Annotated in this window: 18 protein-coding genes; 5 read left to right on the forward strand and 13 right to left on the reverse strand. The window is 75.4% G+C overall.

The genetic code is table 11. The features are described from left to right. Positions 1-39 precede the first annotated feature (39 nt). On the forward strand, positions 40-2,553 hold the full coding sequence (locus ACIA6C_RS17415) for a SpoIIE family protein phosphatase (RefSeq protein WP_399276695.1): 2,514 nt from the start codon (positions 40-42) through the stop codon (positions 2,551-2,553). 25 nt (positions 2,554-2,578) lie between these two features. Here the strand turns inward: ACIA6C_RS17415 and ACIA6C_RS17420 are convergent, their stop codons facing one another. Continuing rightward, the gene (locus tag ACIA6C_RS17420; protein ID WP_399276697.1) at positions 2,579-4,894 is read right to left on the reverse strand and encodes a catalase; all 2,316 of its coding nucleotides are present in this window, start codon (positions 4,892-4,894) and stop codon (positions 2,579-2,581) included. Positions 4,895-4,992: 98 nt separating this feature from the next. After that, a complete protein-coding gene (locus ACIA6C_RS17425) occupies positions 4,993-5,322 on the reverse strand; it encodes a hypothetical protein (protein ID WP_399276699.1) in 330 nt (109 codons plus the stop codon). A 147-nt stretch (positions 5,323-5,469) separates the two neighbouring features. Between ACIA6C_RS17425 and ACIA6C_RS17430 the strand changes: the two genes are divergently transcribed. Next, on the forward strand, positions 5,470-5,925 hold the full coding sequence (locus ACIA6C_RS17430; RefSeq protein WP_399276701.1) for a hypothetical protein: 456 nt from the start codon (positions 5,470-5,472) through the stop codon (positions 5,923-5,925). Between the two features lie 132 nt (positions 5,926-6,057). Continuing rightward, positions 6,058-6,732, forward strand: a complete 675-nt coding sequence (locus ACIA6C_RS17435; RefSeq protein WP_399276703.1) for a DUF6766 family protein — start codon at positions 6,058-6,060, stop codon at positions 6,730-6,732. A gap of 18 nt (positions 6,733-6,750) precedes the next feature. Here the strand turns inward: ACIA6C_RS17435 and ACIA6C_RS17440 are convergent, their stop codons facing one another. Then, entirely contained in the window at positions 6,751-7,497 is a 747-nt protein-coding gene (locus tag ACIA6C_RS17440) for an SDR family oxidoreductase (protein WP_361126263.1), read from the reverse strand. Positions 7,498-8,070: 573 nt separating this feature from the next. Here ACIA6C_RS17440 and ACIA6C_RS17445 point away from each other — a divergent pair. Continuing rightward, positions 8,071-9,348, forward strand: a complete 1,278-nt coding sequence (locus ACIA6C_RS17445; RefSeq protein ID WP_399277299.1) for an MFS transporter — start codon at positions 8,071-8,073, stop codon at positions 9,346-9,348. 5 nt (positions 9,349-9,353) lie between these two features. On the opposite strand, the gene ACIA6C_RS17450 is transcribed toward ACIA6C_RS17445, so the two are convergent. From ACIA6C_RS17450 to ACIA6C_RS17495, 10 genes are all read right to left on the reverse strand, one after another. Then, positions 9,354-10,373: a glycosyltransferase family 9 protein gene (locus ACIA6C_RS17450; protein ID WP_399276705.1), complete on the reverse strand. Its 1,020-nt coding sequence runs from the start codon at positions 10,371-10,373 to the stop codon at positions 9,354-9,356. Between the two features lie 26 nt (positions 10,374-10,399). Further along, positions 10,400-11,800, reverse strand: coding sequence for a D-glycero-beta-D-manno-heptose 1-phosphate adenylyltransferase (gene rfaE2 / locus ACIA6C_RS17455; protein WP_399276707.1), 1,401 nt, complete (start codon positions 11,798-11,800; stop codon positions 10,400-10,402). Further along, positions 11,797-12,471: an SIS domain-containing protein gene (locus tag ACIA6C_RS17460; RefSeq protein ID WP_361126274.1), complete on the reverse strand. Its 675-nt coding sequence runs from the start codon at positions 12,469-12,471 to the stop codon at positions 11,797-11,799. The genes rfaE2 and ACIA6C_RS17460 overlap by 4 nt, the downstream gene beginning before the upstream one ends. A gap of 182 nt (positions 12,472-12,653) precedes the next feature. Next, complete coding sequence (locus ACIA6C_RS17465) at positions 12,654-13,898, reverse strand: glycosyltransferase (protein ID WP_399276709.1); 1,245 nt, start codon at positions 13,896-13,898, stop codon at positions 12,654-12,656. Then, the gene (locus tag ACIA6C_RS17470; RefSeq protein WP_399276711.1) at positions 13,895-14,860 is read right to left on the reverse strand and encodes a glycosyltransferase; all 966 of its coding nucleotides are present in this window, start codon (positions 14,858-14,860) and stop codon (positions 13,895-13,897) included. The genes ACIA6C_RS17465 and ACIA6C_RS17470 overlap by 4 nt, the downstream gene beginning before the upstream one ends. Continuing rightward, positions 14,857-15,936 (reverse strand): glycosyltransferase family 9 protein, encoded by a 1,080-nt coding sequence (locus ACIA6C_RS17475; RefSeq protein ID WP_399276713.1) that lies wholly within the window; start codon positions 15,934-15,936, stop codon positions 14,857-14,859. The genes ACIA6C_RS17470 and ACIA6C_RS17475 overlap by 4 nt, the downstream gene beginning before the upstream one ends. Next, on the reverse strand, positions 15,933-16,568 hold the full coding sequence (locus tag ACIA6C_RS17480; RefSeq protein ID WP_399276715.1) for a D-glycero-alpha-D-manno-heptose-1,7-bisphosphate 7-phosphatase: 636 nt from the start codon (positions 16,566-16,568) through the stop codon (positions 15,933-15,935). Before ACIA6C_RS17480 ends, ACIA6C_RS17475 begins: the two co-directional genes overlap by 4 nt. Continuing rightward, positions 16,565-17,641, reverse strand: coding sequence for a glycosyltransferase family 2 protein (locus ACIA6C_RS17485; RefSeq protein WP_399276717.1), 1,077 nt, complete (start codon positions 17,639-17,641; stop codon positions 16,565-16,567). Before ACIA6C_RS17485 ends, ACIA6C_RS17480 begins: the two co-directional genes overlap by 4 nt. Beyond that, a complete protein-coding gene (locus ACIA6C_RS17490) occupies positions 17,638-19,314 on the reverse strand; it encodes a carbamoyltransferase C-terminal domain-containing protein (protein WP_361126291.1) in 1,677 nt (558 codons plus the stop codon). Before ACIA6C_RS17490 ends, ACIA6C_RS17485 begins: the two co-directional genes overlap by 4 nt. Positions 19,315-19,413: 99 nt before the next feature. Beyond that, the gene (locus ACIA6C_RS17495; protein WP_399276720.1) at positions 19,414-20,376 is read right to left on the reverse strand and encodes a UDP-glucuronic acid decarboxylase family protein; all 963 of its coding nucleotides are present in this window, start codon (positions 20,374-20,376) and stop codon (positions 19,414-19,416) included. A gap of 324 nt (positions 20,377-20,700) precedes the next feature. Here ACIA6C_RS17495 and ACIA6C_RS17500 point away from each other — a divergent pair, with 324 nt between their 5' ends. After that, positions 20,701-21,687, forward strand: a complete 987-nt coding sequence (locus ACIA6C_RS17500; protein ID WP_399276722.1) for an SDR family NAD(P)-dependent oxidoreductase — start codon at positions 20,701-20,703, stop codon at positions 21,685-21,687. The last annotated feature ends 62 nt before the right edge of the window (positions 21,688-21,749 follow it).

Genomic DNA, 21,749 nt, shown 5'->3' on the forward strand with positions numbered 1-21,749 from the left:
GGTTCCACTCCGGGGCCACGGTCGTGCCATGCTCAAAGGGTGCAGGCCGAATCCGCGGTTCCCGAAGACGGCGCGGTACCCGAAACGATCGCGTCCGCGGCTTCCGACGACGGCGCGGCGCCCGAGGTACTGGCGCTGGCCAAGGTCGTGGCCCGACTCCGCACGGAGATCGCGAGCCTGGAGGCGCTGGCCTCCACCGCGGCCGTGCTGGAACGGGCCAAGGGCGTAATGATGGCGCGCCGGGGCGTCTCGGCCGACGAGGCCTACGAGGCGCTCGTGGAGGCGGCCGAGGGACACGGCCGCACCCTCATGGAGGAGTGCTGGATCACCCTGGGATCCAGCCGCTCCCAGCGCGTCCCCGAGCCCGGACCGGCCCGCGTCCTCCTGCCCTCCAAGGGGCCGGAGCACGCCGGCTCCGTGTTCAGCTCGGGCCGCTACCTCGCCCGCGGCAGCCGGACCGGCGGCGTCCGGGCCGCCGGGGGCGGCGCCGGCGGCACGCGCCGGCTGCTGGCCGCGCTGGCCGGACGGCTGGCGGACGCGCGGACCGCCGACGACATCGCCGAATACCTGCGCGAGAGCCTGACGGGCTCCTTCGGAGTCGAAGGGGTGATGATCTACTCGATGGTCGGAACCGGCCGACTGGAGCTGGCCGGCCACGCGGGCATCGACCCGGACGTCGTGGGCCAGTGGCGCGACATCCCTCCCCTCGCGAACATCGCCGCACTGGACGCGATGACCGGTGAGGAGCCGGTCTGGCTGGAGGACGCGGCCGCGGACGCCGAGCGCTACCAGCTGATCGGCGGGAACCCGCGGCGCTGGCCCTCGCGCGCGTGGATCCCCGTACCGGGCGCCGGCGGTCCGGCCGACCTCGTCGTGGGCTTCTTCCGCGGCCGGCCCGGGCCCTTCGACGCACACGCGCGCACCGTGCTCGGCGAGGCGTCGGCGCTGTGCGCCGGACCCCTGCACGCCGTCCGCAGCCCCCTCACGGTGCCCCCGGACCACGAGGTGGCCGCCATCCAGGCCGTTTTCGAGGCGCTGCCCGGCACCGCGATCCTGCTGTCGCCCCTGCGCACCCCGACCGGCGAGGTGGAGGACTACCGGATCGAGGCGGCCGCCCCCGGCTCGGTGGACATCGCGGGCCGCCGGGGCAAGGAACTCGTCGGCCGGCGCGTCCTGGAGACGTACCCCACCGTGGCCGGCACCCCCCTGTGGCACGGCTACCTCGACGCCCTCACCACAGGGACGACCTACATCGGCGAGCCGTTCTCCTACCAGGAAGTGGTCGCAGGCGTCCCCGAGCAGTCCACGTACTCCGTCCGGGCGACACGGCTGGGCGGCAGGCTCGTCGTCACCTGGATCCGCCACGACGTCACGCGGCGCGAGGAGCGGCGGCTGGCCTCCATGGAGCGCCTGGGCAACCTCGGCTGGGCCGACTGGAACCTGGTCACGGACACCATCAACTGGTCCGACCACGTCTACGCCATCTTCCGCCGCGACCCGGAGCTGGGTCCCATGACGCTGGAGGAGCTCCCCGCGCACCTGCTGCCCGACGACCTGCCCGCCCTCGGCGCCGACGTCGAGCGGCTGCTGCGCGACGGGGCCGCGATCGACCGGCAGTTCCGGATCGTGGTCCCGGACGGCGTACGGCACCTGCGCATCGTCGCCGAGGCCGAGACGGATGCCGAGGGAACCCCCGTGGAGGTACACGGCTTCTTCCAGGACCTCACCGCGCAGCGCGACGCCGAACTGGCCCTGCGGGAGAGCGAGCGGGCCGTACTCGTCCAGCGCGGCATGCTCCAGGCCGAACGCACCCTCGCCGCGCGCCTCCAGCACGCCCTGCTGCCCACGCCCGAACGGTCGATGGACCTCGCCGGCCTGCGCGTGGACGTGGCCTACATGCCCTCCGACAGCGGGGTGAACGTCGGCGGCGACTGGTACAGCGCCATCGAACTCCCCGACCACAGCGCCCTCTTCGTCGTCGGTGACGTCGCCGGGCACGGTCTGGACGCGGTCGGCACGATGGCCCAGCTGAGGTTCACGGCCAAGGGCATGATCGTCACCGGCTCGGCGCTCGCCGACGCCCTGACCCGGCTCAACACCCTGCTGATCCACACGCCGCCGGACGGGTTCGGCACCTCGGCCACGGCCACCATGATCATGGCTCGGTACTGGCCGCAGGAGCAGCGGCTGTCCTGGGTGCGGGCCGGACACCTGCCGCCCCTGCTGGTGCGCGACGGCCGCGCGGAGTACCTGCCGCTGCCCGAAGGCGGCCTGCTCGGGGCCGGGTTCGCCAGCGCCTACGAGGAGGTCTCGCTCCGCCTGGAGCCCGGCGACCACCTGCTGCTCTACACCGACGGCCTCATCGAGGTGCCGGGGGAGAGCATCGACCGGGGCCTCGACCGGCTGGCCCGGGCCGCCGTCGACTGCGTGGCCGCGGGACGGCCCGAACCGCTGGCCCGGCTGCTGGCGGAGCTGCGCCCGGGCCGGCGCGACGACGTCTGCGTCCTGGACATCCACCTGCCCGCCGACCGCGCCCCAGAAGGGCGCGGCTGACGGGCGGGCGGGTCCGCGGGAGCCCTCAGGCGGACGCCGGGAAGCGCTCCCAGACGCGGTGGGTGCCCAGCAGCCCGATGACCTCGGACAGGGCCGTCGGGCCGTTCTTGGCGGTGACCAGGCCGGGCGCGCCGGCCGGCAGGCCCGCCTCCTGCCAGACGGTCTCGGCCCCGTCCCAGCCGGCGAGCGCCTTCGCGTGCCGGAAGGCCTCCGATACGAGCAGGAGGACCCGCGGGTCGGTGCCCGGGGCGCTCACGGCGGCCGCCTTGCGCCCGGTCTTCTTCGCTCCGGCCTTCGCGTCCCGCGAGGCCTTCGCGTCCGCGCCCGCGGCCGGGGCGCCGGCCACCAGCAGGGCGTCGAACTCGACGGAGCGGGCGTTGGCGAAGGTGCGCTGCACGGGCACCGCGTTCTTGCCGGTGCCCAGGGGCGCGGGGGTCGGCGCGATGACCAGGGGCACCATGCCTGCGTCGAGCACGCTCTGGCGCAGCGCGCGCAGCGCCTTCACGTCGCCGTCGGGTCCGGTGACGATGCCGACGACCCGCCCGTCGAGCGGCCAGGTCTGTCCGACCTGGGAGAGCGCGGGGCTCGGCTCCGGCTCGGCGAGCGGTTCGGTGGCGGCCGGGGCCGGCAGCCCGAGGCCCGCGGCGACCTGCTCGCACAGCTCGGTGTCGATGTTGGCGAGCACGCCGAGCACGCGCTGCCTGATGGTGGGCTCGTAGCACTTGCTCAGCTCGAACGTGTAGGCCGCGATGATGTGTTCCCGCTCGACGGGCGTCATGCTGAGCCAGAACAGCCGGGGCTGGCGGAAGTGGTCCGCGAACGAGTCCGGCGCCTCACGGACTTTGCGCGCCGCGGGCGTCTCCACCGGCACCTCGATGAACGCGCCGGTGTCGGCCCCCGCGAGGAACGGACAGCCGCCGTCGAGGGAGTTGGGCCGGTAGGGCGCCGCCCCGGAGTGCACGGCGCTCTGGTGCATGCCGTCGCGCAGCATGTCGTTGACGGGCGCGTGCGGCCGGTTGATGGGAATCTGGGCGAAGTTGGGGCCGCCGAGCCGGCTGATCTGCGTGTCGAGGTAGGAGAAGAGCCGCCCCGCCAGCAGCGGGTCGTCCGTGAGGTCGATCCCCGGCACCAGGTGACCGGGGTGGAAGGCGACCTGCTCCGTCTCGGCGAAGAAGTTCGACGGGTTCCGGTCGAGCGTCATCAGGCCGATCGGCTGGACCGGTGCGAGCTCCTCCGGCACGATCTTCGTCGGGTCGAGCAGATCGATCCCTTCGAACATCTGGTCGGGGGTGTCGGGGAAGGTCTGGACGCCCAGTTCCCACTGCGGGTGGGCACCGGACTCGATGGCGTCGGCGAGGTCGCGCCGGTGGAAGTCGGGGTCGGCGCCGGCCGTGATCTGCGCCTCCTCCCAGACCTGGGAGTGCACGCCCAGCTTCGGCTTCCAGTGGAACTTCACCAGGGTGGTGGCTCCCTTGGCGTTGACCAGCCGGAAGGTGTGGACGCCGAACCCCTCCATCATCCGGTAGGAGCGGGGGATGCCGCGGTCCGACATGTTCCACAGGGTGTGGTGCGTGGCCTCGGTGTGCATGGACACGAAGTCCCAGAAGGTGTCGTGCGCGCTCTGCGCCTGCGGGATCTCCCGGTCGGGATGCGGCTTCGCGGCGTGGATGACGTCCGGGAACTTCACGGCGTCCTGGATGAAGAAGACCGGGATGTTGTTGCCCACCAGGTCGAAGGTGCCCTCGGTGGTGTAGAACTTCGTCGCGAAGCCCCGGGTGTCGCGGACGGTGTCGGCGGATCCGCGTGAGCCGAGCACGGTGGAGAAGCGTACGAAGACCTCGGTCTCGGCGCCCTTCGCCAGGAAGGCCGCCTTGGTGATCCGCGCCGCCGTGCCGTACGCCCGGAACACGCCGTGGGCGGCCGCGCCCCGGGCGTGGACGACGCGCTCGGGGATGCGCTCGTGGTCGAAATGGGTGATCTTCTCGCGCAGGTGGTGGTCCTGGAGCAGGACCGGACCGCGCGCCCCGGCCTTGAGCGAGTGGTCCGTGTCGTAGAGGCGGGCGCCCTGCGCGGTCGTCAGGTAGGCGCCGGTCTGCGCCACCGCGTCCTGGGCGACACCGGTCGCCTGCCCGGTGGGGGTGAAGGTGTCCGGACCGCTCTGGTCGGCCTTGGGCGGCAGCGGCTCCCGCGGCTCGGTGGGCTCCTTGAGCGCCGGCGGTTCGGGTGCCGGGCGTCCGGGAGCGCCGTCCGCCTCCGCGGGCACGGCGGCCGGTGGGACCGAAGGGGTCTTCGGAGCGCTCTTCTTCGCCACGATCGCCTTCTTCGCCTTCTTCTGAACCATTGAGGATTGCCTTCCGGTCCGGTGGGTCGTGCGACGGATGTCCTGCGACGGGGGGACTTGTGAGGGACGGGTCTCGTGACGGCGGGCGCGCCCGGGGCTCACACGGCGCTGGGCTGCGGGCCGGGAGCCTCGTACCAGGCGCGACGGTCCGGCGGACGCCCCGGGACGCTCGCGCCGCCGCCGGCGCGGACGGCCCCGACGACACGGTCGTGCAGGAGGCGGCTCTGGTATCCCGACGGGCACGCGGAGGGGCTGCCGGCCACGGTGAACCACTGCGCCTCGCCGGTACGCCGGACGGTGACCCGGGCGCGCCCGTCGGTCCAGCTCGTGTGGACGTCGACGGTTCCCGTCAAGGCGCCCGCCTCCTGCGTCTCGACACCGCCCGGCCCGGCGGCGACCGAATTCGTCGTCCACGATGCCCATCCCATGGTGCTGCCTTCCTGCGCGCGTTCCGGGGGCCCGAGGGGGCGCCACCGAATCGGCGGTTACCCCCTCCCGCGAAAGGCATGCGTATGGACGTATGGGCCGATATGGGTGGAAAGCGTAAGCGACCGAGAAGCGGGTAGCGGAGCAACGTGGCCGCTTCACGCACGGCGTACGGGAAGAGGGCGGCTCGCCCCCGCGGGGCGGGCGCCGCCGCGCTGGCGGGGGTCGGCCTCCTCACCGCCGGTCTGCTGAGCGGCTGCGGCACGCCAGGGGTGAGGCAGGACGACGCGCGGGCGGCCGCGGACGGCTTCGAAAGGGCCCTGGGTGCCAAGGACTTCGCGGGTGTCTGCGCCCGCCTCGCGCCCCCGACCCGCGAAGAGGTGGAGGACTCCGAGGGCAAGGGATGCGCGGACGCCGTACCGGGCCTGTCCCTGCCCGGCGCCGGCAGCCCGGTGCGCGTCACGGTGTACGGCCGCCAGGCGCAGGTCACCGGACCGGGCGACACCCTGTTCCTGTCCCAGTTCCACCACGGCTGGAGGGTCGTGGCCGCGGGCTGCGAGCCCCGGCCGGGACAGCCGTACAAGTGCACGGTGAAGGGCGGATGAGGGATGCGCACCCTGTTCGTGCTGTGTCTGCTCGTAGTGGTGGGCGGGGTCGTCTACTTCAGCGCCCTTGGTCTGATGCACCGATGACCCCGCTCGGTCGTGTCCGGCCGCGATAGTGGAGGAGCCGTGGGTATGCGCCGCTTCGTCCGGGAGAACTCGCTCACTCTGGCGTTCGGACTCGCCTTCCTGCTCGCCCTCGTCGGTCAGGCCCTGGCGGGCTGGGCCGACTTCGACAACCACCTCGCCACCGACGGCCTCCAACAGGTCGGGTTCCTCGCCTACCTGGCGTCCTCCGACTTCGCGGTCGACGTGGCGGAGAACTGGCAGTCCGAGTACCTGCAGTTCTTCCTCTTCGTCTTCGCCACCGTGTGGCTGGTGCAGCGCGGCTCGCCGGAGTCCAAGGAACCGCACAAAGCGGGCACGGAATCGGACGCGGAGCAGAAGACGGGCCGCCACGCCGATGAGGGGTCGCCCCGCTGGGCCGGCGTGGCGGGATGGCGTGGAGGGGTGTACTCGCGCTCCCTGGGCAGCGTCATGGCCCTGCTCTTCCTGCTCTCCTGGCTCGCCCAGTCCATCGCCGGCACCGCCGCCTACGACGAACAGCAGTTGCGCGACCTCCAGGACCCCATCGCCTGGCACCAGTACGTGGCCTCGGCGGACTTCTGGTCGCGGACCCTGCAGAACTGGCAGTCGGAGTTCCTGGCCGTGGCCTCCATGGCCGTCCTCTCCATCTACCTGCGCCAGCGCGGATCCCCCGAGTCGAAGCCCGTGGGCGCCTCGCACGACGCCACCGGCGTGGAGGGCTGACCCGCCCCCGACGGCCGCTCACGGCCACGACGGCTCCAGGCGCGGCACCACCACCAGCTCGGAGACCACGCTCCCGACGGGCGCCGACAGCGCGTACAGCACGGTGTCGGCGACGACGTCCGGGCTCTGGAGCATCGACACGTCGGCGTCCGGGAAGCGCTCCATGATGAACGGGGTCTGCATCCCGCCCGCGATCACACCGGTGACACCGATCCCGGGACAGTCCCGCTGGGCCTCCTTGAACAGGGTGTGGGTGAACGCCCGCAGCCCCGACTTGCTCGCCGAGTAGGGGCCCGCCTCGGTCCAGGTGCGGTTGGACGCCGTGGAGAGGATGTTGACGATGTGGCCGCCGCCCCGGGCCACCATGCGCCGGTAGACCTCCAGGCACATGTACATCGGGCCGAGCAAGTTCGTCGTGACCACCCGGGTCACCTCCGGCGCCGTCAGGTGCTCGATGGGCCTGGAGACGTCCACGGCGGCGTTGTTCACCAGCACGTCCAGCGCCTGCCCGTCCTCGTCGAGATCACGGAACAGCGCCGCCACGGCCCCCGCGTCACAGACGTCGAGCTCCACGAACCGGGCCTCGCCGCCGGCCACCATCAGATCGGCGCACAGCTCCTGCGCCAGGTCCTTGCGCACGTCCGCCACCAGGACGGAGGCTCCCGCGGCGGCCAGACGCCGGGCGATCGAGGCGCCCAGCCCGCGCGCCCCGCCCGTCACCAGCGCCCGCTTGCCGTGAAGGTCGACCTGTACCCGACTGTCCATCTCCTGCCCTTCCTCGGCCCGTACCGGTCGCGCTGAGTGAGCGGCCGGTCGCCTGTCGTCTCCCACTGTGGGCGCGAGCCCGTCGCCGGGCACGCCGGACTAGGCCGCCCGCGGCCGGAGCGCCGGTGACCCGCGCCACAGCGCGGCGCGTCCGCCCGGGGGAAGCGGTTCTTGTGATGAAACCCACCAGAAGTCCACGGGCCTTACGGGGCAAGGGGGTCGGCCGCGGACGGCGGCCGGGGGAGCCGGCTCACACGCCGGCGGCCTTCCGCGTCTGCCACGATGTTCCGTCGGGACCGCACCGCCAGCGCCGCAACACCGCCTGGGCCGGTGCGCCGGCCGCGCGGCTCGCGCGCACCCCGCCCGAACCGCCGCCCCCGGCGACCGCCGTCCCGGCCGCCCCACCCGGCCACCCGCCCCAAGCCTGCCGAGCCCCGGGCTGCTCCCGCGAAGAAACCGACTGTGCCCTCCTCCACGACGCCCCTCGTGCCCGGCCCCCGCCCCGCGCCGGACGCCGCCCCCTCCTCCCCGTCCGCCTCCCGCTCCCCGTGGCGATCCCTGCGCTACCGCAGCATGCGCTGGTGGTCCGTGGCCAACTTCGTCTCCAACGCCGGGACCTGGATGCAGCTGACGGTCCAGAACCTGCTGGTGCTCCAGATCACGGGCTCCGCGGCGGCCACCGGGCTGTCCATGTCCGTGCAGGCGGCCCCCGGCCTGCTGATGGGCCTCGCCGGCGGCGCCGCCGTGGACCGCTGGCCCCGCAAGCTGACCGCCGCCGTCAGCCAGGCACTGCTGGGCGCCGTCGCGTTCCTGACCGCGTTCCTCGTCGCGTTCGACCAGCTCAACCTGGCCGTCCTCATGGCGCTCTCCGCCACCACCGGGCTCATCGCCACCGTCGACGGCCCGGCCTGCGCCCTGCTCGGCAACGACCTCGTCCGAACCGAGGACGTCCCCTCCGCCATCGGCGTCGGCTCCCTCGTGCACAACGCCGGACGGCTCGCGGGAGCCGCCCTCGCCGGGGTCACGGTCGCCGTCCTCGGCACCGGCGCCGCCTACGCCGCCAACGGCGTCTCCTTCCTGTTCGTCGCCGCCGTGATCCCCTTCCTCAAGGCGGCCCGGCACACCGGCCCGGCCACCGAACCGCCCGCCGCGGCCCCGCCCACCGCTCCCGCCGCGCCCAAGGGCCAGGGCGCCGGGGAGGGCATGAGCGTCCGCGAGGGCCTGATGTTCTTCCTGCGCCGGCCCCGGCTGGTCGCCCTCGCGGGCATCAGCGGCCTCAGCGCCCTGCTGGGGCGCAATTACGGCCTGACCCTGGTCGTGCTCGTCACCGGCCCCCTCGCGGGCGACGCGGCGGCCTTCGGCACGGTCTCCACGGTGCTGGCCGTCGGCGGCATCCTGGGCGCGGTGCTCGGCGCCCGGCTGCGCAAGCCCACGGTGCGCTTCGTCGGCGTACTGGCGGCCGGCGGGGCGCTGCTCCAGGTCCTGGCCGGGCTGTCGCCCTCGCTCGCCGTGCTGCTGGTGCTCGTCCTGCCGATGGCGGTGGCCGAGTCGGTGTCGGAGACCGCCGGGACCACCGTCCTGCAGACCGATCCGCCCGCCCATATGCGCGGGCGCGTGCTCGGCGTCTGGAGCAGCGTGAAGACCCTCTGGGGCCTCGCGGCGCCGCCGACGCTCGGCCTGCTGATGGAGCTGGCCGGGGTGCGGGGCGCCCTGGTCGCGGGCGGCTTGGTCGTCTTCACCGTCCTCACCGCGGGGCTGCTGCTGCGCGGCCGCCGCAGCGGCCCGGTCGTGGTCCCGGCGACCGGCGCGGTGCTCACGCCGGTCCGCTCCGGCCTGGAGGCCGCGGCCTGACGGCGTCAGCCGGCCGGGGTGGGGGCCGGCAGGCTCCGTACCGCCTCGACGACCTCCTCCACGGTGATCCTCAGCAGGCGGGGATCGGGCAGCGAACCGTGCGCGTCGCCCGGGCGCAGGGCGTCCTCACCCGGTCCCGGGTGCCACAGGATCCGGTGCCGGGCGCTCGGCGGCGGCCCCCAGAGCCGGGGGGCCACCGGCCCGAACAGCACCACGGACGGGGTCCCCAGGGCCGTCGCGAGGTGCGCGAGACCCGTGTCCCCCACCACCAGGCAGCGCGCCCGCGACACGAGCGCGCAGAGCGCCGCGAACGGCACGTCGGCGGCTCCGCCCAGCACCGCCCCGGGCGGCAGCCCCGCCTCCTGAGCCACCCGTCCGGCCAGCCGCGCCTCGCCCGCGCCCGCCGTCACCACGACCTCCTCGCCCGAGGCCCGCAGCGTGCGCGCCACCGAGGCGAACCGCTCCAGGGGCCACCGCCGGGCCCCGGCGTCCGCGCCGGGATGGATCACGACGGCCCCCTCCGCCGGAGACGGGCCGTCCGGCGCCGGGATCCGCAGGTCCTCGGGATCGGCCCGCACCCCGTACCAGGCCAGCAGCCGGCACCAGCGCTCCCGCTCGTGCTCGTCCGCCAGCCACTCGGGGCCCTCGATGTCCGGCGTCTCGGGATGCCGGTAGGCGAACAGCCGCCGCGGCCCCAGTCGCTGGAGCAGCAGGTGGCTCGGCGGCCCGTTGCCGTGCAGGTCCACGGCGAGCTCGGGCGGTGGCCCCTCCCACGCCAGCGCGTCGGGCACCGCCCGGCCCGGCGCCGAGGCGGGCAGCAGCCGGTCCACCAGCCCGGTGGCCGCGGCGGCCTGCGCCAGCCGGGCGGGCGCCGCCAGCACGATGTCCCGGCCCGGCAGGGCGCGGCGCAGCGCCCGCAGCGAGGGCACGGCGGTCAGCAGGTCCCCCAGCCCCAGCGCCCGCAGCACCAGCACGGTCGGCCGGGACGGGTTCCCGCGGGCGGCGTTACGAAGGTGGTGGCTCATGGGACCTCCCGGGAAGCGGGCGCACGTCAGGGCGTCGTCGGGACCACGGGCCGCGCGGCCCGGGCCGCGCGGTGGGCGAGCGAGGTGGTGGAGCGGCCGTCCAGGTACGGCAGGACCACGGCCTGCCCGCCCCACCGCCGCAGCACCTGCGCCTCCGGGAGCTCCCCGGCCGAGTAGTCGCCGCCCTTGACCCACACGTCGGGCCGCAGCCGCTCCAGCAGCCGCTCCGGCGTGTCCTCCTCGAACGGCGCCACCGCGTCCACGCTGCCGAGCGCCCCCAGCACCCGCATCCGGTCCGCGAGCGGGTTCAGCGGCCGCCCGGGCCCCTTGAGGCGGCCCAGAGAGGCGTCGGAGTTGACGCACACGATCAGGCAGTCCCCGATCCGCCGGGCGCTCTCCAGCAGCCCCACGTGCCCGGCGTGCAGCAGGTCGAAGCAGCCGCCCGTGGCCACCACCGTGCCGCCGCGCGCCCTGATCTCGCGGGCCAGCGCGAAGGCGTCCCGCTCCCGGGCCGGCCCCGGCGCGGCGGCGGCGCCGGTCCGCCACAGCGCACGGTTGCCGGCGCCGCCGGCCGCCACGAAGGCGGCCGCCTCGGCCACCCCCCGCTCCACCGCCTCCTCGGGCAGCGCCCCGTCCGCCAGCGCCGCCGCCGTCGCGGCGGCGAAGCAGTCGCCCGCCCCGCAGGGGTCGCCCTCGGCGCGGTACGGTGCGGGGACGAGCATCGGCGTCTGCGCACCGGGCCGCGTCAGCAGCGCCCCGCGCTCGCCGAGGGTCACCGCCACCGCCGCGGCCCGCCACCGCTGCGCCAGCTCGGCGCCCCGCTGCGCGTACGCCCGCAGGGAGACGCCCTCGACGTCGCTCAGTGCCCGGGCCTCGCCCGCGTTCGGCGTGACCAGACGGGCCCCGGGGACCGGGTCGTCCCCCTTGGGGTGCGGGTCCCATACCAGCGGGACCCGGGGGGCCACCGCCTCCAGCAGCCCCCGTACGGCGCGTGCGGTCCCGCGCCCGTAGTCGGCGACGAGCACCGTCCCTGCCTGCTCCAGGGCCTCCCGCACCGCGCGCGCCGGGGCGCCGGGGCTTCCTCCCCCGCGGTCGATGCGGACCAGGGGGCGCCCGCCGGCCAGGACACGGGTCTTGACCGGGAGCTCGCCGTCGAGCGGGATCTCCACCAGCCGTACGCGCCCGCGCAGCGCGGTCCGTACGGTTCCGCTGGCCTCGTCGTCGCCCAGCGCGGTGACCAGGACCACCTCGCGCCCGCCCCGCGCCGCCAGTGCGGCCGCGAGGCCCGCGCCGCCGGGCCGCCGCCGCTCGTCCGTGACGTCGACGACCGGCGCCGGCGCGTCGGGGGACAGGCGGGTGGAGACGCCCTCGATGTCCTCGTCCAGCAGGGCGTCGCCCACCACCACGAGCGGCTGGTGCCCGCTCACGGCAGCCTCCTGAAGACGGGTACCGCCCCGGTCCGCTTCGTCCCCGCCCCCCGGTCGCGGCCGCGCGCCGCCGGGCGGGCGCCGCCCGGAGTGGAGGCGGCGGAGTCGAAGGCCTCGCACAGCAGGTGCACCGCCACGAGGTGGGTCTCCTGCACGGTGGCGGCGGCGGGCGCGTCGACGTGCAGCGCCTCGTGCGCGGCCTCGGCCAGCGGGTTGGGTCCGGGACCGGTCATCGCCCACACCTCCATTCCGGCGGTACGCCCGGCGATGGCGGCGGAGATGAGGTTGGGGCTGCGGCCGGAGGTGGACAGCAGCACGAGGACGTCGCCCGGACGGCCGTGCGCCGCCACCTGGCGGGCGAACACCTGGTCGAACCCGTAGTCGTTGCCGATGGCGGTGACGCTGGAGGTCTCCGCGTGCAGGGCGATGGCCGAGTAGGCCGGGCGTTCCTGCCGGTAGCGCCCCACCAGCTCGGCGGTCAGGTGCTGGGCCTGGGCGGCGCTGCCGCCGTTGCCCGCGGCCAGCAGGCGGCCGCCCGCGGGCAGGACGGACGCGAGCCGGGCGCCCCAGTCGCCGAGCCGGCCGAGGCCATGGCTGCGCAGCCGGTCCAGGGCGTCCTGCAGCGACTGGCAGTGCCGGTGCGCGCCGTCGAGTGCGAAGTGATCGGTCATGGCGGCCGGGCGCCGGCCGGCCCGGGGGCCGCGGCCGTACCCGTCCCTCCTTCGGTAGTCGGTAGTGCGCGGTCGGGGTCCGGATGGGATGGAGAAGCGCAGCCGAGCTGGAGCGCAGGTTGCGGGTCCGCCCGGGGAACGAGGGCGGGCACGCGGCCGGAGCGGTAGCGAGGCGGAGCTCGTCAGTGGACTCCCGCCACCGCCATCCGGGCGCTGAGCACCGAGCGGTACGCCTTCTCGGTGGCCGCGGCGACGCTCTCCCAGCCGAACCGGTTCATCACACGGCTGCGGCCCGCGGCCCCGTACGCCTCCCGCAGCGCGGGATCGGCCAGCAGCTCACCGACAGCCGCGGTCAGGGCCCGCGCGTCGCCGGGCGGCACCAGCCGGCCGGTGACGTGGTCGGCGACGGTGTCGCGCTGTCCGCCCACGTCACTGGCGACGACCGCCCGGCCGCAGGCCATCGCCTCCAGCGGGACGATCCCGAACGGTTCGTAGTCCGCGGGGCACAGCACCACGTCGGCGCTGCGCAGCAGGGCCGGCACCTCGGCCCGGGGTACTCCGCCGGTGAAGCGGACCCGGTCGGCGACCCCGGCGGCCCGTGCCAGGTCGCGCAGCCGGCGGACCTCCGGGTCCGCGTCGACCCGATCCGGCGGGGGACCGCCCGCGACGACCAGTTCCGCGTCGGGCAGCCCGGCCAGGGCGGTGACGGCGACGGCGGCCCCCTTGCGGGGGACCAGCCGGCCCAGCTGGAGCAGCCGGTACGGCAGGGGTCCCCGATCGGCGACGGGGCCCTCGGGGGTGAACTCCTGCGGATCCACCCCGCAGGGCACCACGTCCACCTTCTCCGCGGGCACGCCCATGCCGGCGAGCTCCGCGACCTCGTCCCGGCAGGTGGCGACGACCCGGTCGCAGCCGAGCCCCACCTGCACCTCGCAGGAGATCCGGGCCGGCGGGCTGGGGTCGGCCTGTCCTTGGTGGCGCCGCTTCACCGTGCCGAGCGCGTGGTAGGTGTGCAGCAGCGGCAGCCGCAGCTCGCGCGCGACCTGGAGCGAGGCCAGCCCCGACATCCAGAAGTGGGAGTGCACCACATCGGGTCCCCGCTCCTGCCATTCCAGGGCGAGGTAGCGGGCGAACTCCAGCATGTGGGGGAGCAGTTCGTCCTTGGGCAGCTGCTCCGCGGGTCCGGCCGGTACGTGGTGGACCAGTACGCCCGGCCGCAGTCGGGTGGTGACCGGCAGGTCCTTGGAGTCCCAGCGGGTGTACACGGTCACCCGGTGACCGCGGTCGGCGAGCGCCCCCGCGAGCCGGGCGACGTGCACGTTCTGGCCGCCCGCGTCGACCCCGCCCAAGGCGGCCAGGGGACTCGCGTGTTCGGACACCAGGGCGACGGACAGGCTGCGAGCGGCGGGGCGGGTGCGGGGCGTCATGAGCAGACCTCCGTCATCACGCGCTCCCAGTCGGCCAGGAAGCGCTTGAGTCCGTACCGTTCCAGGACGGCCTGGCGGGCCCGCGCGCCGTCCTCGGCCGCCGCTTGCGGGTCCTCCCGGTAGTGCCGGGCGGCCCGGGCCAGCGCCTCGGGGCGGGTCGACAGCATTCCCGTGCCGGGCGGCACGGCCTCCACCACCTCCGTCGTGGCGAGGGCGATGACGGGCATGCCCAGGTGCATGGCCTCCAGGAGCGAGAGTCCCAGCGAGGTCCAGCGCACCGGGTGGATGTACATCCGGCGCGCGGCCATCGCCTCGTGCAGGGCCTGCTGGGGCAGGTCGGCGCTGCGGCACTGGTCGGCCGGTACGCCCAGGTGGTCCGCGAGGCCCTCCGTACGCATCCCGAACACGTCGAGCGGCACCGCCTCGCCGAGCGCGGCCAGCAGGTCGGTTCCGGTGTGCCGGCCCCTGCGGATCGGGTCGTTGACGACGACGGCGGCCCGGGGGAGGTGGCCCGAGTACAGGTGTCCCGGGTCGACGATGCCGTGTTCGATCACCTCGGTCCGGGTGGAGCCGTTGTCCCAGAACAGCCGGTTGAAGTGCGTGACGTGGACGAGGGTCAGGTCGTCCCGGTCGGCGAAGGGGTGGCGGGTGCGGGGGACGTCCCCGTCGGGCGCGTTGTGCTCCAGGTAGACGGCCGGTACGTCCCGGCCCGGGCGGCGGCCGCCCAGCCAGCGTTCGGCGAGCTCCGCCTCGTGCGGCCGCTGGAGGACGACGAGGTCCACGGGGGTGTCGCGGAGTTCCCCGGGCGTCACCTCCTTGACCGAGTCCGGCCAGGAGAAGGTGCGGGCCCGCCCGAGACCGTCCGGGTCGCGCGCCGGGGTGACGGGCACCAGATACGTGTGCGGCCCCTGGACGAAGGCGGTGGTCCAGGACCCGTGCACGTGCCACAGCAGGATGTTCATACCCTCGCTCCTCGCTCCGTTTCGGATGAGCCGCCCGGCCGGGCCGGCTGCGTCCCCAGTGCCGTTCCGCCGCCCAGCGTCGCCACCGCCGCCAGTACCTCCACGTCGCTCACACCGTCCAGGCAGGGGTGGCCCTCCACCGGACACCGGCGGGCCCTGGTCTGCGCGCAGCGGGCCCCCTGGTCGCCGAGCAGTACGTGCGGTACGCCGTACGGACGCCAGCGCTCGGCGGGGACCACGGGTGCGAACAGGCAGGCGACGGGGGTGCCCCCCGCCGCCGCGAGGTGTGCGGGACCGGTGTTGCCGGTGAGTACGACCCGGGCGCCGGCGAGGACGCCCGCCAGCTCCGCCAGATCGGCGGTGACGCCGCCGAGGTCCAGCGCGTGGTCGCCCGCCACCCGGGCGGTCAGGTCCTTCTCGGCCCGGCTGCCGGTGACCACCAGCCGGTAGCCCGCGCCGCTGAGCGACTCGGCGGCCCGCGCCGCCCGCGCGGCGGTCCACGCCCGGGCCGGGGCGGCCGCCCCCGGGTGCAGCACCACGTAGGGCTCCGGCCCGGTCAGGTGCGTGGTGTCGGGCGGGGTGCGCACGCGCAGCGCCCCGTCGTCGCCGCGCGGCAGCGCGAACCCGCAGTCCCGGGCCAGGTCGAGAGCGGCCAGCGCCTCGTGCCGGTGCGGCAGGCGCCGGTGGCGCAGGTCCAGCAGGGAGCCGGGGTAGTCCTCGCAGTCGGCGGCGGCCCAGGGGACGCCCGCCAGTTTCAGCAGCAGGGCCGCCGGCAGCGGGCTCTGGTGGTAGGAGACCAGGACCAGCGCCCGGTCGAACCGGCCGGCCGCGACCGCCTCCAGCAGCCGGGCGCACTCCCGGTAGCCGGCCGGGGCGGGTTCCAGCCCGACCCAGGGGGCGTCGTAGACCAGTACGTCGTCCACGCCCGGCAGGATCCGGGCGGCCTGCTCGCCGAGCGGCCCGCAGAGCATCGCGGTGTACGAGGACCCGGCCGCGACCGCCCGCACGGCGGGCCCGGCCAGCAGCACGTCACCCGCGCTGTCCAGCCGGACGACCAGCGTGCGCGGCCCGCTCACGGGGCGCTCCCCGGACCGGGTGCGGCCACCGCCGGGGTGCGGTCGCCCAGCACCAGGCGGACCGCCGCGAGCAGATCGGGCGCCGTCTCACCGGCCGCCGCGACCTCCTGCGGCCGGGTCCGCCCGTTCGGTACGAGGACGCCCCGGGCCCCGGCCGCGCGGGCCGCCTCCACATCGGCCCCGATGTCACCGATGACGACGGTCTGTTCGGGGGGCACCCCGAGGTGCCGGCAGGCGGCCAGCACCAGGCCGGGAGCGGGCTTTCGGCAGGCGCAGGCGTCGCGCGGCCCGTGCGGGCACACCGCCCACACCGCGAACGGCCCGAAGAGCCCGTCGACCCGCTCGCGCACCGCCAGCACCTGGGAGCGCGTCAGCAGGCCGCGGGCCACGCCCGACTGGTTGCTGACCACACCCACCGGGATGCCGAGCGCGCGTACGGCGGCCACTGCCTCGCGCGCGGTGGGCATGGGCGCCACCCGGCGGGGGTCTCCGTTGTACGGCACGTCGGCCACCAGGGTGCCGTCCCGGTCGAACAGCACGGCCAGTGGCAGGCCCGTACCGGCCTCGTGGGCCGCCCCGGTCCGGGGGGACGCCTCGAACAGCCAGGGGCCGTGCGGGAGCGGCGGGGTCATCGCGGGATCCGTTCCCGCACGGGAGTGCGTGGCGCCCGGGCGGCCGCCGCCTCGGGCCGGGGGCGCCACGGCAGCGCCCCGCGGTGGCGCAACTGCCCGCGCAGCCAGTGCCAGGTCGCCACCGGCGGGATCAGCACGCTGGTCACCGCCATGGACAGGACCTCCTGCCGGGTCCGCGGGCCCGGGGCGATCCGCGCCCCCGCGAACTCGGCCGTACCCGCCAGCCACCCGGTCGCGCACGCGACGGCGGCGCGGCGTCTGCCGATGACGGCGCAGGACACGGCCCCGGCGGCGGCGCCGGTGACCAGCAGGTGGCGCGGCAGCCGGCCGCGGGGCGCGCTCGCCCGGCTCCACCAGCCGCTGCCGTGCAGCCGGTTCATCAGGACGTCGTCGGCGTTGCCCGCCTGCTGGCGTACGGAGACCCAGCGGTCGGCCGGGCGCACCGGATGGGTGGTGCGGCGCAGGCCCTCGTCCAGGCTCCAGCCCGCGTCCAGGACCCGCAGGGCCAGATCGGCGTCCTCGCGGAACGCGCGGCGGAACCGTTCGTCGAAACCGCCCACGGCGTCCAGGACTTCGGGCCGGTAGGCCATGTCGGCGGTGATCCAGCGCGCGGTGGCCAACCCGGCGGTGCCGCGTTCCCAGTCGGTGGGGCGCCGGTCGCCGGGCAGTGGCACCGTTATCCGGGCCGAGATCCCGCCGGTCCGCTCGGAGGCCGCCGCGAGGTCGCGGGCCAGTTCCTCGCCCCACTCGGGCCCGGGCAGCACGTCGTCGTCGAGGAAGACGATCCAGTGCGCGACGCCGCCCGCCTCCCGGCGGCCCGTGTTGCGGGCGGCGGCCGGACCGCGGCCACCGCCGGGCACCGTCACCGTGACGCCGCGCAGGGATTCGGGCACCTCGACCGGCAGGGGGGCGGCGCCGGCGCGGGGGCGGTCGTCCACGAGGACGACCCGGACCGGCTTGGGCCCGGACGAGGCGGCCAGCGCCGCCAGGCAGCGGCTCAGGCTGGGCCGGCCCAGGGTGGGTACGACCACGGCGTACGGCGGGGCGGTCCGGGCGGGGGCGTACGCGGTCATCGGGACCAGCCTTCGTCGTCGGTGCGGTCGTCGGTGCGGAAGAAGGAGCCGCGCCGGATTGCGTACGGTCCGATCGCGAGGAGGTCGACTGGGGAGGATCCGAAGCACTCCAGCGCGTCGCGCGGATCGTCCACCATGGGCCGGCCGGCCGTGTTGAGGCTGGTGTTGACCACCACGGGCAGTCCCGTGAGCTGCTCGAAGTGGCCGAGCATCCGGGCCACCAGCGGTTCGTACGCCGCGTCCACCGTCTGGATGCGGGCGGTGCCGTCGACGTGCACGACGGCGGGGATCCGCTCGCGCCATTCGGGCGCCACGTCGTGCACGAACAGCATGTACGGGCTGGGGACGGGCCCGGTGAAGATCTCCGCGGCGCGCTCGGCGAGCACCATGGGCGCCACGGGCCGGAACTGCTCGCGCCCCTTCACGTCGTTGAGCCGCTCCAGGTTGCCCGCGTGGCCGGGGTGCGCGAGCAGCGACCGGTGGCCGAGAGCCCGCGGTCCGTACTCCGAACGCCCCTGGAACCAGGCGACGACGGCGTTGTCCGCGAGCGCCCTCGCGACGGTCTCGGCGATGTCCGGCGGCCGTTCGAAGGGCACCGCGGCCGTCTTGAGCCAGGCGCCGAGCTCGGCGTCGGACCAGTCGCGGCCCAGGTCGGCGCCGGCCATCGGCTCCGGCTCGTCCCCGGCGCCCGCGGCCAGCAGCAGGGCACCGCCGAGTGCGGTCCCCGCGTCACCGGCGGCGGGCTGCACCCACACGCGGTCGAAGGGGCCCTCCCGGGCGATCCGGGAGTTGGCGACGCAGTTCAGCGCGACACCGCCCGCCAGCGTCAGGACGCCGTCGTGGGTCTTGCCGTGCAGCCAGCGCGCCAGGTCCAGCAGGGTCTCCTCCAGGACGGCCTGCGCGCTGGCGGCGACGTCGGCGTGGTCGCGTGTCCACGGCTCCTCCGGCCCTCGGGGGGCGCACAGTTCGTGCCAAGGGACGCCGCTCGCGCGGAACCCGCCGTCGCCGGTCGGGTACACGTGGCGGCGCAGTTCCGCCAGCATCCGCGGGGTGCCGTGCGAGGCGAGGGCCATCACCTTGAACTCATCGCTGGAGCGCAGGAACCCGAGGTGAGCGGTGAGTTCCTCGTAGACCAGCCCCAGGGAGTGGGGGAGTTCCTGTGAGTGCAGGGGCTCCAGCCGGTCGTGGATCCGGCGCGCCGCCAGGTGCGAGGCCCGCTCGCCGCGCCCGTCCAGGACCAGCACCGAGGAGGTCTCGGCGCCCGAGGCGGCGAACGCGGCGGAAGCTGCGTGCGCCATGTGGTGCGGCACGAAGCGGACGAGGGCGGGGTCGAGCCCGGGCAGGGCGCTGCTCAGGAAGCCGGGCGCCTCGCGGGCGTAGGTCAGCCGCAGGTGGTCCCAGGGGTCGTCCAGGCCCATCTCCGCGGCCGGCCGGGCGAGTGCCGGGTCGAAGGAGTACGCCACGGCGTCAAGGTCCTGGGGGCGCAGGCCGGCCCGGTGCAGGCACCAGGAGGCGGCCTGCACGGGAAGTTCCCACGCGGAGAAGGGCACCGGGCGTTTGCCGTGCTTACGTCGGGAGAAACGTTCCTCCTCGGCGGCGGCGACGATGTGGCCGTCGATGACGAGCGCGGCGGCCGGGTCGTGGAAGAGGGCGTTGATTCCGAGGATGCGCATGTCGGTCGGGCCTTTCGGCGGAGGGGGGCGCGGGGACCGGACGGGGACGCGCCCCGGTGGGACGTGCGCCCCGGTGGGACGCGTCCCACTGCTTCGGCGTCAGTCGTCAGGCTGGGCGCGGAACCAGGCGATGGTCCGCCGCAGGCCGTCTTCGGCGGCCACCCTCGGCTCCCACTGGAGCTTGTCCCGGGCCAGCGTGATGTCCGGGCAGCGCACGCTCGGGTCGTCCGTGGGCCGTTCGATGAAGCGGATCTCGGAATCGGAGCCGGTGAGTTCGACGACCAGCCGGGCCAGCTCCAGCATCGTGATCTCGGTCGGATTGCCGATGTTGACGGGGCCCCGCATGCCGTGGGCGGCCATCGCGAGGATGCCCGCCACCGTGTCGTCGACGTAGCACAGCGACCTGGTCTGGAGCCCGTCACCGGTGACCGTCAGCGGCTCGCCCGCAAGAGCTTGGCGGATGAAGGTGGGCACGGCCCGGCCGTCGTAACCGCGCATCCGCGGCCCGTAGGTGTTGAACAGCCGCACGATGGCGGTGTCCGTCCCGTGGAAACCGGCCTCGGCGGTCGTCAGCGCCTCGCCGAAGCGCTTCGCCTCGTCGTAGACGCTCCGCGGGCCGACCGGGTTGACGTTGCCCCAGTAGCGCTCGTTCTGCGGGTGCTCCTGCGGATCGCCGTAGACCTCGGAGGTGGAGGCCAGCAGGAAGCGCGCCTCGCTGCGGTGGGCGAGTTCGAGGGCGTTGCGGGTCCCGAGGCTGCCGGCCTCCATCGTGTGCAGCGGCAGCCGCAGGTAGTCGGCCGGGGAGGCGGGGGACGCCAGGTGGAGCACCAGGTCCGGCCGGCGGGGCACGGTGAACGGCTCCGAGACGTTGGCCCGGAACAGGGTGAAGCCCGGCCGGTCCGCCAGCGCCGCGATGTTCTCCGGCCGGCCGGTACTGAAGTCGTCCACGCACGTCACCGCCGTGCCCGCGTCAAGCAGCGCGGTGCACAGGTGCGAACCCACGAAACCGGCACCGCCGGTGACGACGGCGTGCTCCCAGCGTTGTGTCGAGACGGTGCTCATCGAAGGTCTCCTCTGGCAGGTGGGTCGGCTCGCCACCCGTCGGCTCCGGCAGGCGGGGCACTCCCTCAGCGGTCCGTACCGGGCGGCGGGCCGCTGGAGCCCCGGCAATTGACCTCAGCCTCCGCCAGCGGGGAGGAACGGGCACTCGGGAGCACTGCATTCCGGTGAATCACGGAACGTGAACACGCTGACGGCCGGGCGCGGCGACCGGGTGCGGCGACCGGGCGTGCCGATCGGGCCCGTGGACCGGGCCCGGCGAGCCGGCCCCCGCCACCGCGCACCGCCCGGCGGCATGAATCCCGCCGTACCGGTCAGACGCCCGGTGTGAAGCTCAAGGACCGGGTCGTCGTCATCACCGGGGCCTCCAGCGGCATCGGCCGCGCCACCGCCCTGGCCTGCGCCCGGCGGGGCGCGTACGTCGTCCTCGCCGCCCGCAGCGCCCGGGAACTCGACCGCGTGGCACAGCAGTGCGCGCGCCGCGGCGGTCAGGCGCTCGCCGTCCCCACCGACGTGACCGACCCCGAGTCGGTGACCGCCCTCGCCGCGGCCGCCACCGCCCGCTTCGGCCGGATCGACGTCTGGGCCAACGTGGCCGGCGTGGGCATCCTCGGCCGGTTCGACCAGACGCCCCCGGGCGAACTGCGCCGCCTCCTCGACGTCAACGTCATCGGCGCCGTCAACGGGGCCCGGGCCGCCGTGCCCGTCATGCGCGGGCAGGGCGAAGGCGTCCTCATCGACGTCGCCTCCCTGCTCGGCGCCGTGGTGCAGGCCCCGTACATGTCGGGCTACGCGATGTCCAAGGCTGCCCTCGTCACCTTCGGCGAAAGCCTGCGCACGGAACTCGACCTCCTGGGGGCGAGCGGCATCAGCGTGTGCACGGTGCTCCCCGCCGGAGTCGACACGCCCTTCTTCCGGCACGCCGCCAACCACACCGGCCGCGAGCTGCGCTCCCTGCCGCCCGTGGCGACACCCGAGAGGGTCGCCCGGGCCGTCACCGCCGCGATGCGCCGCCCCAGACCCCGCGTGCTGGTGGGCCCGTACGCCCGGTCCCTGGCGGCCGCCCATGCCCTCGCCCCCGGCCTGACCCGCGCCACCCTCGCCTGGTGCACCGAGCACCGGTACCTGGACCGCGCCGGCGGCGCACCCGATTCACCGGGCACCCTGCACGCGCCCTCCGGGCGGAGCGCGGCGGTGCGCGGCGGACGCGGCAGCGGCTGGCGCACGGCGGTCCGCAGGACGGCGGCCGCCACCGCCCTGGGCGGAACGGCACTGCTCGGCGCCCGGGCCGCAGGCCGCCGGCGGGCCACCTGATCGATCCGGCGCCCGTATGAAGCCCGCCGCCCGGGGTAGGCGCCGGACACCCGTGTCACCGG

Source organism: Streptomyces sp. NPDC051578 (genome assembly GCF_044454045.1).
Lineage (GTDB): Bacteria > Actinomycetota > Actinomycetes > Streptomycetales > Streptomycetaceae > Streptomyces.